The organism is Paraburkholderia sp. BR14320 (assembly GCF_040948665.1).
GTDB lineage: Bacteria > Pseudomonadota > Gammaproteobacteria > Burkholderiales > Burkholderiaceae > Paraburkholderia > Paraburkholderia youngii.
This window is the reverse complement of record NZ_JBFPKG010000001.1, coordinates 62,360-77,909: the sequence shown is the minus strand read 5'-3', so window position 1 is coordinate 77,909 and position 15,550 is coordinate 62,360. Positions and strand designations below refer to the sequence as shown.

Sequence of the window (15,550 nt, the reverse complement as noted above, 5' to 3'; positions counted from 1 at the left end):
CCCGCTGACTGGATGTCGGCGATCGATGGCAGCCGCTTGCTGTCCGCACTGACCTTGCCAGGCAGCCATGACACCTGCGCCTACACGGTCGATGACCGGCTCGCGCGCACGCAACATGCCACGCTCGACGATCAGTTGCGCCATGGCGTGCGGGTCCTCGACATCCGCTGCCGTCATCAGCGCGATCGCTTTGCGATTCATCATGGCGGCATCTCGCTGGGTCTGAGTTTCGACGATGTGATACGTACATGTGCTCGGTTTCTCGCGCGCCATCCGGGGGAATCGATCGTCATGTCGGTCAAGGACGAATGGCCCGCGCTCGACTGCACCCGTGCGTTCGCCGCGACCTTCGAATGGTATGTGGAGCGGCACGCGGAGGTGCGCTGGCACCTTGCTTCCGAACTGCCGCTACTGGACGCGGTGCGCGGAGGCATCGTGCTACTGCGGCGCTTCGCGAGTGCAAAGCCGCTCGGCATCGACCTAACGGCCTGGGCTGACAACGCGACGTTCGATATCGACGACGTGCCGGCGCCGTTCACCATCCAGGACGAATTCCGCGTGCCGGTGCCGGCATCGATCGCTTACAAGTGGCGCGCCATCGATTCGCTTCTCGATCTCGCGCCTGGCATGTGCGACGAGCGTTGGGTCATCAACTTTTGCAGCGGCACGGGGATGGCGGCGCCGCCGGTCGTCGTAGCGTGCGGCGATACACAGCATCGCGGTATTCACGAGCAGCTTGCCGAGCGACTCGCCGATGGTCCGCAACGATGCAGCACCATGCTGCTCGACTTTTGCGACTGGCAGGACTGGCGCCTCGTTGATGCGTTGATTGATTGCAACCGGCGCCGATAACGCATCGCTGCGGGCATGAGGTTGCCCGCGAACCTCAGCGTGATTCCTTGGCTCGCGGCTGCCGCGGTGGCGGCCTCGATTCTGGTCCGCGCCTCACCGGTTCACGCGTACAGGCGTCCGGCGGTGTGACATAGGGAACGTCGTCGCGACAACACGCATAGATCGGAAATCCATACGCGTTCGTGCCGACGATGGTCGTTGGGCCGTGCAGCGGGCACACCGCCTTCATGACGCCTCCTCGAAACGCATCGATCAATCTTCTCCATCTTACGCTCGCGCGGTCGGGCGGCAGCCGCGTTGCAAGGAAGCGTCGGCGGAATTGTCATTTCTTGCACGCCATGCAATGATCGATCCCGGTGTGGGATGGTGTCATTCCGGCCGTTGCTGACATTTTGGGATGCCCTGCCATTCAGTCGAAGAGCCTACTCCTCGCCGCCGGCTGTTCCAGTCCGTTGTTTCGACGCTCAAAACATCGACTTGGCTCGGCTCGATCTGCGATGACGGCGATTTCTGAATAAGGGTATTCACCTACCCCTTCTTCCCGAAAATTTAACATTTTGAAGTTAGAATTAACCCTCTAAAATCGATTGTTATCTCATCTGATGACAGTTGAAATAGAGAGATCCAAGCGTCGGGGCAGCCGAACGACCTACCGGCGCGAGTCCGGGCCAGTTGGTGGGCTGTGACTCGATGGAAAAACAGCATGTCGTATTTCGACTGATGAATACCGACATGAAAATGCGATTCGGCACAACTGTTTTCTCGGTGTTTATTTAGTCTTACTAATAAGACTTTTGCTCCGGATCCTCACCGACGATATTCCGCATACTGATTGCGGATACGGTCTCCGGAGCAGGCGGGTTCGAACTTCAATCCAGGAGAAGCAATGAAAGACCATTCGTCCGAAGCTTTGATGAAATCCTGCAGAACGAATGCGTCGACGTGCTTTTCGCCCGCCACCGAAGCGTTTGAAGGAACACAGAAACTCGCTGGCCTGGACCGGCAGGCGGGGAGCACCGTTCGGGGCAACTGGAACCTTTGAGCAGTGCGCCGGCGCGGCACGTCGCCGCTAGCTGACGCACCAGCTCCATTCGCGCAATACCACAAGCCTATAAAAACCCGCGCAGTTCAATCAATGCCGAAGCCGTTCCTCCGTTGACGCTGGAGGCGGCAGCGCATTGTGGCAAAGCAATGGCGGGTTGTGCGAGGCGGCCATTGGGTATTCACGATCCTCGCAGACATTTCGATCACGGATGGAAAGGATGACGAAACGAACCGTAGTAGTAACGGGCGGCATGGGCGGCCTCGGAGAAGCGATCAGTACGAAACTGCACGACGCAGGGTATGCGGTGGTAGTCACGCACTCGCCGAGCAACACCGGTGCCGACAAATGGTTGGCTGATATGGAAACTCAGGGCCGAAGCTTTCGCGCCTACCCGGTCGACGTGGCCGATTACGACTCATGCCAGCGTTGCGCGGACAAGATTCGGGCGGAAGTCGGCCCGGTCGACATCCTGATCAACAACGCTGGCATCACCCAGGACATGACCCTCCGGAAGATGGACAAGGTGAATTGGGATGCGGTCATCCGCACCAATCTCGACTCGGTCTTCAACATGACCAAGCCGCTGTGCGAAGAGATGGTCGCACGAGGCTGGGGGCGCATCGTCAATATCTCGTCCGTCAACGGCTCGAAAGGCTCGGTCGGCCAGACCAATTACGCCGCAGCCAAGGCCGGCATGCACGGCTTTACCAAGTCACTGGCGCTGGAAGTGGCGCGCAAAGGGGTCACGGTCAACACCATTTCGCCGGGCTACCTGGCCACCAAGATGGTCACCGCGATTCCGCAGGAGATCCTCGACACGAAGGTCCTGCCGCATATCCCGATGGGACGTCTCGGCAAGCCCGACGAAGTCGCGGCGCTCGTGCTCTATCTGTGCTCGGAAGATGCCGGCTTCGTGACCGGCTCCAATATCGCGATCAACGGCGGCCAGCACATGCAGTGATGCGACAGACCGCGCCGGTACGCGCCGGAACACCGGACGAATCGGCGTGAACCATTCACGCAACACCCCTGTGCTTCCATGAGAGAGGAACGTGTCATGAGTGAGACCTGGATGGGCCTGATCATTGGGGGCACGGCCCTCAGCATCGCAATGCTCATGGTGATTGATCACTATCGCCGTGAGCGCAGAAGGGCAAGACTGCTACGACATCTGGATCATCATGAGTGGTGGCATCAACCGCGCGGGCGAATGTAAGTGCATCGACCGCGCCAATAAAAAATCAGATACATCGAGAGGCTGAAGAATGACACCGGAAATCACCGGACAACAAAAGGCCACAGGCCATCAGATCACGGTTCGTACGAGGCGCGGCGGCATGCGGGTCGCCGCAGTGTGGCAGGTATTGATGCCGGTCGCCGATGCCATCGAGGACGTACGGATCACGAGCAACCGCAAACATGATGTCGAAGACATGACGATTGCGTTTGCCGACAGGTTCTCCGGATCGCTGCACACCGTTCTCAAGAAGTTCGAGACGATGCCGTGGGTGGCCGCCGCGGAGCTTTGCTGAACACCGAGGGCCGTGCCGCTTGCGATGGGTCGCGTCGCTACGAGGACCGGCGCGCGTCACGCTGCCTGGGTCGCCAGGTAGCTGGCGGGCGCGTGGGCCTCGCAAAGGTTGTATGGCATAAGCGGGCCCATTGAAGTCGGACGTACACGACCGGACCCAGCCGGTCACCACCTGAGAGAAGTGGATGAAAACAACAATCAAGAGAGGGCCCCCGGACAGGGAGAGCCCCTATACACCGCTGACCGCTGGAGATGCGATTTCGCATCTCGAACGGATCCTGTCCCACGATGGCGTCGATTCGTTGTTCAGCCGGACCTACTGGCGCGCGCGCGTCCAGCAAGTGAGCGCTACCCAAGGACTGACTCCGCAGCAGCAGGCAAGGCTGGTGAAGCTGCTCGAGTCGCTGCATCCCCCGGTCCCGAGCGAGGAGACGTGCTAGTCACGCGTCGACGCGGACGTACGTCGTCCGCGATCGCTCAGAGCTGATCGTCGACATCCAGCAGCCGATCCTCCACATGCAGATCTTCGGCGCACTCTCCCTGCAAGGGCAACTCCTTGCCTTCCGCTGGGAAGTGATCGCGGACCATCCGGCACAGGCGTTCGCGCACGAGCACACGTTGTGCCGTGTCCATCCGCGCGTAACGCTGAATCTGCGCAGCCGAAAAGTGCAGTGTCAGCACGCATCGCGCATCCAGCGTCGTGTCGCCATGTGACTCGATCACCCAGGAAGCCTGGATGAGGAAGTTCCGGCCGTCGTCGTAACCGCTGATCGCGGGCGCTTTCGGTGACTCGAATAGCGTGGAAAGAGCCAGTTCGATTTCTTCGATGCGCTGGTTCAGATCGATGTCTTTCATTGAAAGTCCTCCTTGTGGTCGAGGCCCCGGCCTCGACCATTACGCGAGCAAAATCCGTGTCCGGCTGTCGCTGTCTGCGCAGTGCTTCGACTGGAGCCAGACTCGTGATCCCGTTGCCGCTCACTGGCAATATGTACCGTTGCCCCATCAGCAGATATTCAAGCGGGTAAGGAGTGATCCGCACGCTTCACACAGCGACAAAACGACGACGCCGCGCACATATCGCCGGTTCAGATCGCGCGGCCAAGAAGATCAAGGAACTGATCGACGAGTCGGTCGCTCGCGTCAAGACCGGTCAAGCTCAGGTCGACGAATCGGGCCGCACCATCGACGAAGTCGTGTCCGCCGTGCGTCGCCTGACCGACCTGATGGGTGAGATTACCGCCGCATCGCGCGAACAGCATCAGGGCATCGAGCTGGTCAATCAGGCGATCGTGCAGATGGACAAGGTCACTCAACAGAACGCCGCGCTGGTCGAGCAGGCGGCCGCCGCGGCGAGCTCGCTGCAGCAGCAATCAGGCACGCCGGTGCAACAGGCAGCCGTATTCGCCGTCGACTGATACGCCAGCATCGGTTTCGCGTCACCGGTCGCCTCGTCACCATCGCGGCCCGGTATGACCACGCAGCGGGCGGCGATGCCGCGGCCTGCGCAAAGTGCGAAAAGCGCCTCATGCATGCCGACGCCGCATCGCCCCCTTGAACGACCAACCGTTGAGCGCCAGAAAGACGAGCAGCGTCGCACCGAAAATGCATTGGCGTCCTGCTTCGCCTATCTGCAGCGCGGTCAACAGACTCGTGAGAACCGTCAGCAGTGCAGCGGCGAGCGCGACCGCGATGTAGTCGCCCCGTCCGCCCGCGAGCGACACGCCGCCGATCACCGCGACGACGACGCTCGGTAGCACATAGGTCGTTCCGAGCCCGAGAAACGCCTGGCCGACATAGCCGACGAGCAGCACGCCCGTCACAGCGGCAATGATGCCGCTCGCGACATAGACCGCGATGCGGATCGCGCGCACGCGCGTACCGGCGATGGCGGCAGCGACCGGATTCGCGCCGGTCGCCATCAGGCGACGCCCCCAGGCTGAATGGTCGAGAAAACGCCACATCAACGCGCCGGCGCCGAGCCAGATCAGCGCGACGCTCGGCACGCCGCCGAGCGTCCTGCCGGCGAGCGCGGCGAGTGCGGGACTCGCGGCCGTATTGACGTGCATGACCGACGACCAGACGATCAACGCGCCGTCGACGAGACTCGCCATCGCCAGTGTCATCACGAGCGGCGGAATGCGCAGCAGCGTGATGCCGACACCATTGAGCGCGCCCACCAGCGCGCCCGCCAACGTCGCGACGGCGAACGCGGCCGGCAATCCAGCCGATGCCGCTCCGAGCAGCGCGGCGCCAAGAATGCCGCCCAACGTCGCGGCCGCGCCTACCGACAGATCGAGCCCCTGCTCTCCCGCGATCATCACGAGCGACTGCGCGAGGCCGAATAGCCCCAGAAACGTCGCGATTTTCAACTGATTGGCGACCTGCCCGAGGCTTGCGAAGCCCGGCACCGCGAACTGCCCACTGATGAGCACGATCACGGCGAGCGCCAGCAAAAAGGCGCGGCGCGAATTCGGTTTCATCGTCACACTCTCCTTTTCGCGCCCACGAACGTGAAGCCGAGCGCAAGCACGATCACGGCACCCTTGAACACTTCCTGGTAGTTGCTCGGGATGCCCGCGAAGTAGATGACGTTGCCGATCAGCGTGAGCACGAGCGCGCCGCAGACGGCGCCGAGCATCGTGCCGCGCCCACCCGCCAGCGAGATACCGCCGATCACCACAGCCGCGACCGAGTTCAGCGTGTATGGCAATCCCAGACGCGCATCGCCGGACGCGGTTTGCGCGCTCAGGCAGAGCGCCGCCGCAAACACGAAGAGCCACGCGAGCAGATAGCCGAGCAGTTTGACGAGCCGGACATCGATGCCGGCCTTGAACATCGCATCGGCGTGGCTGCCGGTCGCGATCAGTCGCCGTCCGAAGCGATGCCGCTGCAGGACCGCCCACAGCGCGATCGCAGCGAGCACCGGCAGCGCCGCGAGCGGAATCACCGAGATACGCGCCGCGAACCATTCGCCCAATGCGTCGGGCACCGCGCCGCCCGGCTGCGGGATCAGCAGCAGAGCACAGCCAAACCAGACGGCGCCGGTCGCGAACGTCGCGATCAGCGCGCTTTGCTTCGCATAGCCGACCAGCAGACCGTTGCACGCGCCGGCAAGCAGCGCAGCGGCCAGCGCGGCGACAAAGGTCGCGCCGAGGCCCCACCCCATCAGACCGGGCGCGGCCGCGAGCACGCAGTTGACCAACGAGATTCCCGCGCCCATCGACAGATCCAGCTCTCCCATCAGCACGACGACCGCCTGCGCCATGCAGATCAGGACCACCGGCGCGGCGTTCTGCATGTTGCTCGCGAGCGAATCGGCGGTGAGAAAGTCCGGCTGCAGCCATGCATTCGCGATCACGACCGCGAGCAGCATGACGAGCGCGGGCAGCGCACTGGCGGCACGCGCGCAGGATATCCTCAGCGCCGCGCCGATCCGTTTGCCTGGCGACCAGCCGCCAGTGTCGGCAAGTCCGTCTCCCAGTTGCGCCTTCATGCCGCGCTCCGGCCGAACAGCGCGCTCGTCACGCGGGATTCATTCATCTCATCACCTTCCAGCTGCGCGATGATCCGACCTTCGTACATGACGATCAGGCGGTCGCACACCGCGAGCAATTCTTCGGTATCCGAGGCATAGACGAGCACGGCCGTCCCCGCTTGCGCGAATGCACCGATCGTCTCGTAGATTTCCCTGCGGGCGATCACATCGACGCCCTTGGTCGGATCGCTGAGCAGCAGCACGTCGACCTGCCGGTTCAGCCAGCGCCCGATCACCACTTTCTGCTGATTGCCGCCCGACAGATCCCGCACCGGCTGGCGCACGTCGGACGTCTTGATGCGCAGTCGCGCGACCACGTCGTCGACGAACCGGCGGATCGGCGCGCGACGCAGCCGCCACGGGCTCGCCGCGAAGTTCACGCTGACCTGCGCCAGATTGAATTCGACCGGGTGATCGAGCCACAGGCCCTGCCGATGCCGGTCGTTGGGCACGAGGCACACGCCCGCGGCGATCATCTGACGCGGCGAACGCGGCATGATCGTCCTCGCTCCAGCTCGTCCGTCGAGCCTCACCTCGCCGCCGTCTGGCACGCGAAAGCCCGCGAGCGCGTCGAGCAGTTCTTCCTGGCCATGGCCTTGCAGTCCCGCGATGCCAAGAATCTCTCCGCGTTCCAGTTCGAAGCTGACGCCGCGCAGCCGCGCGCCGGCGCGCAGATCGGTGACGCCGAGCGCGACGATTCTTTCGGTGTGCGCCGGATCACCCCCACGTCCACGTTTGCCGTCGTGCCCATGCGTGGCAGCCGCGCCGCCCATCAGTTCGAGCACACGCGCTTCGTCGAGTTGCCCGCGCACCGCTAGCTCGCCGACCGCGCGGCCGTTGCACAACACCATCACGCGATCGCACAGCGCTTCGATCTCCGCCATCCGGTGCGAAATGAAAACCACCGCCGTGCCGCGCGCCGTCAGGCTACGCACGACGCGCATCAGGTTGTCGACTTCAACGGCGGCGAGTGCGGCGGTCGGTTCGTCGAGAATCAGGATGCGCGGCCCGAGCGCAAGCGCCCTCGCGATCTCGACCAGTTGCTGATCGGCGGCGCTGAGGCTGCCTGCGCTCGCTTCGATATCCCAGCCGGGTCTCAGGCTCTCCAGCAGCCGCGTGGCGCGATCGCGCGTGCGCCGCTGATCGAGAAAGCGACCCGTATGGCACAGCTCCGCGCCAAGAAACACGTTCTCCCACACCGGCAGATCCGGCGCGAGACCGGGATGCTGATGCGCAATCGCGATTCCCGCCGCGCGCGCCGACTTCGGCGAGCCGGGTCGCAGCGGCGCACCGATCATTTCGATCGTGCCGTCGTCCGGTATCGTGTCGCCGGCGAGAATGCTCGACAACGTCGATTTGCCCGAGCCGTTGGCGCCGAGCAGCCCCAGCACTTCGCCGGCGTTCAGCGTGAGGCTCGCGCCGTCGAGCGCGAGCACGCCGCCATAGCGTTTCGCCAGTCCCTTCGCGGTGAGCACGGACATGAGCGGCGCTATTGCGTGAACAGCGCGTCGAGCTGGGCTTCGCTCAGCCATTGGCCGAGAAAGTAGCTGTCGGGCTTGTCGCTCATCGAAGCAAGCGTAGCGTCGAGGTTCTCGGCGGTTACGGTCTTGGTGATCGGGAAGTAGTAGGTGTTGTCGGGCAGCGGCTTGAGCGTGCGACCGTGCGCGAGGCGTACCGCGATGCCGAGCGCCGTGCGGCTGATATCGGGCGGATTCACCTGCACGAACACCTTCATCGGATTGCCGGCGTCGCGCTGCTTCTTCCATTCCGTCAGAAAGCCCTTTTGCGCTTCGCCGGTCATGATCGGCACGCGCCGGTTCGCGTTCTCGAATGCGCGCAGAACGCCGAGCGCCATCGCGTCTTCAGTGAATACCGCGTCGATCTGCGGTTGCGCCGCGATCACCGTCGCCATCACCGCTTGCGCCTTGGCCTCGTCCCATTCGCCATAGCCGGACCAGACGACCTTGATGCCCGGATACTTCGCGAACGTCTCGAGCGCGGCCTTCTTGCGCGCCTCCGCCGCCGGATGTCCGGGGATGCCGTCGAGCACCACGACATTGCCCTTGCCGTGCAGTTGCTCCGCGATCCATTCGGCGTAGCGTTGACCCCACTTGTAGTGATCGACGGTCACGTTCGTCGCGTAGCGATTGGCCACCGCCTGGTCGAACGACACCACCGGGATCTTGCTGCGCTGCGCCTCCGAGATCACGCCGTTGAGCGCGGTGGCCGAGTTCGCGTCGACCATGATCGCGCCCACCTTCTGGCGAATCATGTTGCGCATGTCCTGAATCTGCTGACCAGTGTTGGCGCCCGATTGCTGCACGATCAGCTTGTCGGCGAGGCCCCTGGTTTTGTAGGTCTGGAACTGCTGATTGGCGCCGTCGATCATCTGGTTGCGCCATTCGGTGCCGAAATAGCCGTTCGACAGGCCGATATCGGGCGCGGCGGCCAACGCCGATGCGCACGCGAGGCTAGTCGCCACGGTGGCAAGCAAAGTGCGCGGTTTCATGTCGTCGTCTCCTGATGTTTGGTGCGCGCGCGAAGGCGCCAGCCGCGGCGTGCGGCCGGCTCCGCGCATCTTCTGGTGGGCGATGCGGTTTCAGTGCACAGGCGCGGATGCCGCCGTCCCGACACCGGGATCGGCCGGCAACGCCGCGCCTACATGAAGTTCGCCGCGCGGCGGCAGCGCGTCGTGCGTGCTCTTGAAGATGTCGCCATCCTTCATCACCAGCGTGATCTTGCTCGGGTCCTGCAGCACGGTGAGGTCCGCGAGCGGATCACCGTCCACCAGAATGATGTCGGCAAGATAGCCCTCGCGAATCTGGCCAAGCTCGTCGGGCATCATCATCAGCTCGCCGCCGTAGCGCGTGGCCGAGATCAGCACCTCCATCGGCGTCATGCCGATGTAGTCGACGAAGTATTGAAGGTCGCGCGCGTTCGTGCCGTGCGGCATCCACGCAAAGCCGTAGTCGCCGCCCGGCAGAATGCGGATGCCGCGCTTATGCATCTTCTGCAGCGTCACCGCGGCGGTTTCGAGCTCGCGCTTGTAGCCCATCTTCGTCGCCAGTTCCTCGCTGATGCCCCACTTCTCCGCGTGATACAGCGTGCTGATCAGCCAGCCGATGCCCGGCGCGACGAAGTGCTTTTCCTTGTTTGCTTCGAGCATGTCGAGGGCTTCCTCGTCGGCGAAGCTCGCATGGAAGATCAGTTCGAGCCCGTGCCGCACGCATTGCTTGACCGATTCGCTCGAACGCGCATGCGCGGCCACGCGCTTGCCGGCGCGTTTCGCCTCGGCAGCGAGCATCGCGATCTCTTCCTCGGAAAACGGCGACGATTCCGCCGAAATGCCCGCGATGTACTCGCCCGACAGATTGATCTTCAGATGATCGACACCGTACTTGACGAACATGCGCGTGGTCGCGCGCATTTCTTCCGGCCCGCTCACGACCGCGCCGAAGTTCAGTTCCTTGAACGGCATGTGCGGCAGCGTGTTGTCCGCGAGGCCGCCGAGAATGGTGATTTCCTGGCTGCCCGCCAGATAGCGCGGTCCCGGAAATTCGCCGGCGTTGACCGCGTTGCGCAGCACGACATCGAGTCGCGGCTTGGCGGCGGCCGCGCCCAGTGCCGAGGTCCAGCCCATTTCCAGATAACGCTTCGCGACGCGCACGCACCACAGCATGTGCTCCTCGGGCGGCATGAACTGGATCGCTGACAGCGACGGTTGGTCGTTCCACGAGAAATGCGTGTGCGCTTCGGTCATGCCCGGCATCAGGAATGCGCCACGGCCGTCGATACGCTGTGCCTGGGGCGCGTTGATCGGCTCTTCGCCGCGAGCGACGCGGACGATGCGCTGCCCGTCCACCAGCACCTGACCTCTGAAGGGCTGAGCACCGCTACCATCGAAAACCGATACGTTGGTAAACAAGATCGAACTCATGTCTGTCTCCTCCACGTGGGGCCGAACGCGCGCGGGCGTCCGCCGCCGGTTGGTTACTGCCTTACTGTGCCTGTTTCCCGCTCGGGGGCCCGTCGATCGCCGTTCTGCGCGGCTATTCTGATCGACGCGGCGCCCACCTGTTCAATGCGTCACCGAGCCCCTTGATAGAAGCGCTTCAACTCCGCCGTCGTTTCGACGGGTTTTTCGAATGTGGTCCAGTGACCACAGCCGCTCAGCACGACGACTTTCGCGCCCGCAATACGCTCGCCCATCGCCTTCACCGCATCGGGTTTGCCAACGCCGTCCTGGTCGCCTGTCACGAGCAGCGTCGGCACCTGGATGTGTTCGATCTCCGCCGCCTGCGCGCCAGCCAATGCCTCGCAGCTTTGCGCGTAACCTTCGGGCGATTGACGCATCACGCTTTCGCGCACGAGCGCGAGCGTCACGGGCCGCTGCGACTTGGTTTCGTCGCTGGTGGCGCCTTTGACGATCGCATCGGCGATTTCCTGCAGGCCCGGCACGCCCTTGTCGCGCGCGATGCGCGCGCGCTGGCGCATGCCGTCGCGCGCGGCGTCGGGCGGAGCGACGAGCGGCCCGAACAGCGCGAGGCTTTTAACCAGCTCGGGATGCCTGACGGCCAGATGCTGCGCGACGATGGTGCCCATCGAATGCGCGACGATGTCCGCGTTATTCACCTGCAGCTCGCGCAGCACGGAGGCGATCGTGTTCACGTAGGAATCGATCGACAGCTTCTGCGCGGGCAACGGCGAACGCGCGCTGCCAGGCAGATCGATGCGGATGACCTTCCTGCCTTCGAACGCCGGCAGCACCGGCGTCCAGTTGTTCGAGGAACCGCCGAGACCGTGGATGCACACGACCGGCGCGCCGTCGCCTTCGATCTCGATGAAGATGCCTTGCACTTGCGTCGTTGCCATGTTTACGCCACCTCGTTTTCAAGGACGCCGATGCGCGGAATCTCCATGCGCACGACATCGCCGCTTTGCAGAAATTTCGGGGGATTGAAACCGATGCCGACACCCGCCGGCGTGCCCGTCGCAATGACGTCGCCGGGCTGCAGTTCCATGCCGGCCGACAACGTCGCGATGATCGTCGGGATATCGAAGATCAGCAGCTTCGAGTTCGATTCCTGACGCAACTCACCGTTGACCCAGCAACGCACGTCGATGTTCGACGCGTCCAGTTCGTCGGCCGTCACGAGATACGGGCCCATCGGGCAGAAGCCGTCGAGCGACTTGCCGATGAACCACTGACGATGCAGCTTTTGCAGATCGCGCGCGGTGACGTCGTTGATGATCGTGTAGCCGAACACGTGATCGAGCGCCTTCGCCTTCGAGATCGCGCGACCTGCCTTGCCGATGACGACACCGATCTCGACTTCGTAGTCCATCTGTCGCGTCACGTCGGCATGGCGCGGAATGCGCTCGCCAGTCGCGATGATCGTCGATGCGGGCTTCGTGAAAACGACCGGTGCTTCAGGTATGTGCTCGCCTGCCTGCGCGCTCTTGTCGAAACCGGACCTGCTGAACTCTTCGGCGTGGTCGTGATAGTTCTTGCCGATACAGAACAGGTTGCGGCGCGGCTGGTCGATCGGCGCGAGGAGCGTCGCCGACGCGAGCGGGCGCCCTTCGCCGCGCGGGCACAGCGACTCGCGCAGGTCGGCGAATTGTTGTACCAATTGGACCATGTCGCCGGCAAAGCCGTCGCAGAGTTGCGATACCGGCCAATAAACTCCGGCTTCGGGGTCGACCAGGGCGACCGCCCTCGCCCCGTCGTGGCGCAAAGTTGCTAATTTCATGATGGGCCTTTAATCTAGGTCTGGTGGGTCAATCTGGAACCACTGTAGGACCAAATCCGGACAAAAAGAACCAGGGTTAACCAAAAATCAGAACCAATTGGTTCTTGTTTGAATGCGCAGCAGGACTGGGTATGAGTGACGTCGACACAAGGCTGACGGTCAGGGCGAAGGGAGCACGGGAGCTCGCCAGCTATCTGGAGGAAGCGATTCGCAGCGGACGCTTCGCCGAAGGCGTGCGCCTGCCGCCCGAACGCGAACTTAGCGAGGAGTTCGGCGCTTCGCGTGGCGCCGTCCGGCGAGTCCTCGCCGATTTGAAAGAGCGTGGGCTGATCCGGCAGACGGTCGGCAGCGGCACGTTCGTGCTGCCTGGCGCAAGCGTGCCGGCGCCGCCGCTACCCGAGGCGAAGCCGCACGCCGTGCAGACGAGCCCAGCCGAACTGATGGAAGCGCGGCTTTTGATCGAGCCGCTGATGCCCGGGCTCATCGTCCGATATGCGACGGCGGCCGACTTCGCGCAGATGAGCGACTGCATCGAGCGTTCCGAGGCGGCGCAAACCATCGAGGAGTTCGAGCACTGGGACGGCGAACTGCATCGCGCGTTGGCGGTCGCCACGCACAACACCTTCTTTCTGCGCGTGCTCGAATTGACCAACGAGGTGCGCGAACAGGGCGAGTGGGGACGTCTGAAGCGCCTGTCGCTGACGCCCGAGCGGCGCAGTCAATATGAGGCGCAGCATCGCTCGATCGTGGATGCGCTTCGCGATCGCGATGCCGAGATGGCTTGCGAGCTATTGACGAGCCACCTGCGGCAAATCAGGGAAAACCTGTTCGGACGTTGACAGCTTTACGAATACTTGCGGCGGCACGCATTCAAGGGTTGCGATTTCCTTCCGGGGGTATCGAATCTGTTTATCAGACGCGATGCGAGACCACGCCAGACCCAACCTGGATGCCTCATCCGCGGCGTTCGTCGAGCCCTACCGGGGCGAGCTTCCGCGCGACGCAGATCGCCGCCGCCCGCGCACGGACCGGGCAATGCGCGATTCATGCGGAACCATGCGTATGTGGTTAACCCGCTCTTTCAACCCTTGGCGCGCGTGCTTATCGTGCTGGGTGCGCGCGGCAGGCCAACAACTTCAAGCAGCCTGCCGGCGCGTAACGTCTTCTGCGGCGCCGGGGCGACCGTCACATCGGCGAGTCGAAAAGCGCCCGCAGAAGCGAACAGATACCTGCACCGCCGGCATGGCCGGACGGGTTCGCAGCCGAGCGGGCCACAACCGGGAGGCCGCCGTAGAGGGGACAAAAGATGTTCGGATGCAAGCTGATTGACGTCAACGCATTATCTGGCCCACGCGCCCGAGCGCCGGTCCAGGGGCGCCTACGCCTATCCCCTCACGGCCATGTCCATGCCGTGCCCACGCCCCACGACAAGACACCGTCCGGTCATTAGCCACTGGCAGGCTCACTGCCGCATTTCATGACCGCCGCTACTCCCAACCGATCAATCAATCCCTCGGCTCCGGGTGTGCAAACCGTTACGCCGGACCCCGCTCACAGCGCTCTCGCAGCAATGAACAAGGGGTCCGATTTTCAACGTTGTTTACGTGGTTCGTTAGCAAGGAAATCGAATGCAAAACAAAAAGCGCACTTTGCTTAAGGCCGCCGCCGCACTCGTGCTGGCAGGTTCGAGCGTGGTCGCCCATGCGGACGATGTGGTCAAGATCGGGCTCATCGTGCCGATGAGCGGTCCGTTCGCGTCCACGGGTCGTCAGGTCGACGCGGCGGTCAAGCTGTATATGGCCCAGCATGGCGACACGGTCGCGGGCAAGAAAATTCAGCTCATCCTGAAGGACGACACCAACGTTCCGGATACGACCAAACGCCTCGCACAGGAGCTGATCGTGAAGGATCACGTGTCGGTGCTGGCCGGCTTCGGCCTCACGCCGCTCGCGCTCGCCGCCGCGCCGCTCGCGACCCAGGCGAAGGTGCCGATGATCGTAATGAACGCGGCCACCGCGATGATCACCGAGCAATCGCCCTACATCGTGCGCTCGGGCTTCACGCTGCCGCAGAACACGTTGGGTATCGCGCGTTGGGCGCCGAAGAACGGCATCAAGAAGGTGGTCACGCTGGTGGCCGACTACGGTCCCGGCATCGACGCGCAGAACTCCTTCAAGAAGGTCTTCGAATCGGAAGGCGGCAGCGTCGTCGAGCAATTGCGCGTGCCGGTCGCCAATCCGGACTTTTCGCCGTTCCTGCAGAAGGTCGCCGACCTGAAGCCTGACGCGTTGTTCATCTTCGTGCCGTCGGGTGCCGGCGCCGCGTTCATGAAGCAGTTCGCCGAGCGCGGCCTGAGCAAGCAGGGCATCAAACTGATCGGTACCGGCGACGTGGTGGATGACGACATCCTGAACGCCATGGGTGACGTGGCGCTGGGCGCGGTGACGTCGATGCACTACTCGGCCGCTCTCGACAATCCCGAGAACCGCGCCTACGTGGCCGCCTTCGAAAAAGCCAACCCCGGCATGCGCCCGAACTTCCACAGCGTCGGCGCCTATGACGGCATGCACCTGATCTACGCGGCGCTGCAAGCCACCAAGGGCGACACAAACGGCGACAAGCTGCTGGCAGCCATGAAGGGGCAGAAATGGGTCAGCCCGCGCGGCCCGGTGGAACTCGATCCGCAGACCCGTGAAATGGTCCAGAACGTGTACATCACCCGGACGGAACGCGTGAATGGCCAGCTGTTCAACGTGTCGTTCGACAAGGTAGACGCCGTCAAGGATCCGGCCAAGATCAAATAAGCTCGCAAAAGCGAGACAGGCCGTCTCCGG

At 63.4% G+C, this 15,550-nt stretch carries 15 protein-coding genes and 1 pseudogene; 8 read left to right on the top strand and 8 right to left on the bottom strand.

What is annotated here, in order from left to right; genetic code table 11:
* Positions 1-12 precede the first annotated feature (12 nt).
* From AB3X89_RS00410 to AB3X89_RS00390, 5 genes are all read left to right on the top strand, one after another.
* Positions 13-852: a phosphatidylinositol-specific phospholipase C gene (locus AB3X89_RS00410; RefSeq protein WP_368581286.1), complete on the top strand. Its 840-nt coding sequence runs from the start codon at positions 13-15 to the stop codon at positions 850-852.
* An 886-nt stretch (positions 853-1,738) separates the two neighbouring features.
* Positions 1,739-1,894 carry a hypothetical protein gene (locus AB3X89_RS00405; RefSeq protein WP_368581285.1) on the top strand — a complete coding sequence of 52 codons (156 nt, stop codon included), beginning with the start codon at positions 1,739-1,741 and terminating at the stop codon, positions 1,892-1,894.
* Positions 1,895-2,114: 220 nt separating this feature from the next.
* Positions 2,115-2,858: an acetoacetyl-CoA reductase gene (gene phbB / locus AB3X89_RS00400; RefSeq protein ID WP_368581284.1), complete on the top strand. Its 744-nt coding sequence runs from the start codon at positions 2,115-2,117 to the stop codon at positions 2,856-2,858.
* 304 nt (positions 2,859-3,162) lie between these two features.
* The gene (locus tag AB3X89_RS00395; protein WP_176111277.1) at positions 3,163-3,429 is read left to right on the top strand and encodes a hypothetical protein; all 267 of its coding nucleotides are present in this window, start codon (positions 3,163-3,165) and stop codon (positions 3,427-3,429) included.
* A 184-nt stretch (positions 3,430-3,613) separates the two neighbouring features.
* Positions 3,614-3,868, top strand: a complete 255-nt coding sequence (locus tag AB3X89_RS00390; RefSeq protein ID WP_368581283.1) for a hypothetical protein — start codon at positions 3,614-3,616, stop codon at positions 3,866-3,868.
* A 37-nt stretch (positions 3,869-3,905) separates the two neighbouring features.
* Here the strand turns inward: AB3X89_RS00390 and AB3X89_RS00385 are convergent, their stop codons facing one another.
* Positions 3,906-4,283: a DUF3022 domain-containing protein gene (locus AB3X89_RS00385; protein WP_368581282.1), complete on the bottom strand. Its 378-nt coding sequence runs from the start codon at positions 4,281-4,283 to the stop codon at positions 3,906-3,908.
* A gap of 239 nt (positions 4,284-4,522) precedes the next feature.
* Between AB3X89_RS00385 and AB3X89_RS00380 the strand changes: the two are divergent.
* Positions 4,523-4,843, top strand: a pseudogene (locus tag AB3X89_RS00380) (methyl-accepting chemotaxis protein); the annotation flags it as partial.
* A 108-nt stretch (positions 4,844-4,951) separates the two neighbouring features.
* Here AB3X89_RS00380 and AB3X89_RS00375 read toward each other — a convergent pair.
* The 7 genes from AB3X89_RS00375 to AB3X89_RS00345 form a co-directional block, all read right to left on the bottom strand.
* Positions 4,952-5,908 carry an ABC transporter permease gene (locus AB3X89_RS00375; RefSeq protein WP_368581281.1) on the bottom strand — a complete coding sequence of 319 codons (957 nt, stop codon included), beginning with the start codon at positions 5,906-5,908 and terminating at the stop codon, positions 4,952-4,954.
* Between the two features lie 2 nt (positions 5,909-5,910).
* Positions 5,911-6,921, bottom strand: a complete 1,011-nt coding sequence (locus AB3X89_RS00370) for an ABC transporter permease (protein WP_368581280.1) — start codon at positions 6,919-6,921, stop codon at positions 5,911-5,913.
* Positions 6,918-8,444, bottom strand: coding sequence for a sugar ABC transporter ATP-binding protein (locus tag AB3X89_RS00365; RefSeq protein ID WP_368581279.1), 1,527 nt, complete (start codon positions 8,442-8,444; stop codon positions 6,918-6,920). The genes AB3X89_RS00370 and AB3X89_RS00365 overlap by 4 nt, the downstream gene beginning before the upstream one ends.
* A gap of 8 nt (positions 8,445-8,452) precedes the next feature.
* Positions 8,453-9,472, bottom strand: a complete 1,020-nt coding sequence (locus tag AB3X89_RS00360; protein WP_368581278.1) for an ABC transporter substrate-binding protein — start codon at positions 9,470-9,472, stop codon at positions 8,453-8,455.
* A 90-nt stretch (positions 9,473-9,562) separates the two neighbouring features.
* Complete coding sequence (locus tag AB3X89_RS00355; RefSeq protein ID WP_368581277.1) at positions 9,563-10,900, bottom strand: amidohydrolase family protein; 1,338 nt, start codon at positions 10,898-10,900, stop codon at positions 9,563-9,565.
* Between the two features lie 149 nt (positions 10,901-11,049).
* Entirely contained in the window at positions 11,050-11,835 is a 786-nt protein-coding gene (locus tag AB3X89_RS00350; RefSeq protein WP_368581276.1) for an alpha/beta fold hydrolase, read from the bottom strand.
* A 2-nt stretch (positions 11,836-11,837) separates the two neighbouring features.
* Positions 11,838-12,716, bottom strand: coding sequence for a fumarylacetoacetate hydrolase family protein (locus AB3X89_RS00345; protein ID WP_368581275.1), 879 nt, complete (start codon positions 12,714-12,716; stop codon positions 11,838-11,840).
* 131 nt (positions 12,717-12,847) lie between these two features.
* Here AB3X89_RS00345 and AB3X89_RS00340 point away from each other — a divergent pair, with 131 nt between their 5' ends.
* Together AB3X89_RS00340 and AB3X89_RS00335 are read left to right on the top strand one after the other, a co-directional pair.
* Positions 12,848-13,555: a FadR/GntR family transcriptional regulator gene (locus AB3X89_RS00340; protein WP_368581274.1), complete on the top strand. Its 708-nt coding sequence runs from the start codon at positions 12,848-12,850 to the stop codon at positions 13,553-13,555.
* Positions 13,556-14,344: 789 nt separating this feature from the next.
* A complete protein-coding gene (locus AB3X89_RS00335) occupies positions 14,345-15,520 on the top strand; it encodes an ABC transporter substrate-binding protein (protein WP_368581273.1) in 1,176 nt (391 codons plus the stop codon).
* Positions 15,521-15,550 lie beyond the last annotated feature (30 nt).

Bases quoted from the DNA above. Each gene is read 5' to 3' on its own strand.
- AB3X89_RS00410 (WP_368581286.1), top strand. From the start codon at position 13: ATGTCGGCGATCGATGGCAGCCGCTTGCTGTCCGCACTGACCTTGCCA.
- AB3X89_RS00405 (WP_368581285.1), top strand. From the start codon at position 1,739: ATGAAAGACCATTCGTCCGAAGCTTTGATGAAATCCTGCAGAACGAAT.
- phbB (WP_368581284.1), top strand. From the start codon at position 2,115: ATGACGAAACGAACCGTAGTAGTAACGGGCGGCATGGGCGGCCTCGGA.
- AB3X89_RS00395 (WP_176111277.1), top strand. From the start codon at position 3,163: ATGACACCGGAAATCACCGGACAACAAAAGGCCACAGGCCATCAGATC.
- AB3X89_RS00390 (WP_368581283.1), top strand. From the start codon at position 3,614: ATGAAAACAACAATCAAGAGAGGGCCCCCGGACAGGGAGAGCCCCTAT.
- AB3X89_RS00385 (WP_368581282.1), bottom strand. From the start codon at position 4,283: ATGAAAGACATCGATCTGAACCAGCGCATCGAAGAAATCGAACTGGCT.
- AB3X89_RS00375 (WP_368581281.1), bottom strand. From the start codon at position 5,908: ATGAAACCGAATTCGCGCCGCGCCTTTTTGCTGGCGCTCGCCGTGATC.
- AB3X89_RS00370 (WP_368581280.1), bottom strand. From the start codon at position 6,921: ATGAAGGCGCAACTGGGAGACGGACTTGCCGACACTGGCGGCTGGTCG.
- AB3X89_RS00365 (WP_368581279.1), bottom strand. From the start codon at position 8,444: ATGTCCGTGCTCACCGCGAAGGGACTGGCGAAACGCTATGGCGGCGTG.
- AB3X89_RS00360 (WP_368581278.1), bottom strand. From the start codon at position 9,472: ATGAAACCGCGCACTTTGCTTGCCACCGTGGCGACTAGCCTCGCGTGC.
- AB3X89_RS00355 (WP_368581277.1), bottom strand. From the start codon at position 10,900: ATGAGTTCGATCTTGTTTACCAACGTATCGGTTTTCGATGGTAGCGGT.
- AB3X89_RS00350 (WP_368581276.1), bottom strand. From the start codon at position 11,835: ATGGCAACGACGCAAGTGCAAGGCATCTTCATCGAGATCGAAGGCGAC.
- AB3X89_RS00345 (WP_368581275.1), bottom strand. From the start codon at position 12,716: ATGAAATTAGCAACTTTGCGCCACGACGGGGCGAGGGCGGTCGCCCTG.
- AB3X89_RS00340 (WP_368581274.1), top strand. From the start codon at position 12,848: ATGAGTGACGTCGACACAAGGCTGACGGTCAGGGCGAAGGGAGCACGG.
- AB3X89_RS00335 (WP_368581273.1), top strand. From the start codon at position 14,345: ATGCAAAACAAAAAGCGCACTTTGCTTAAGGCCGCCGCCGCACTCGTG.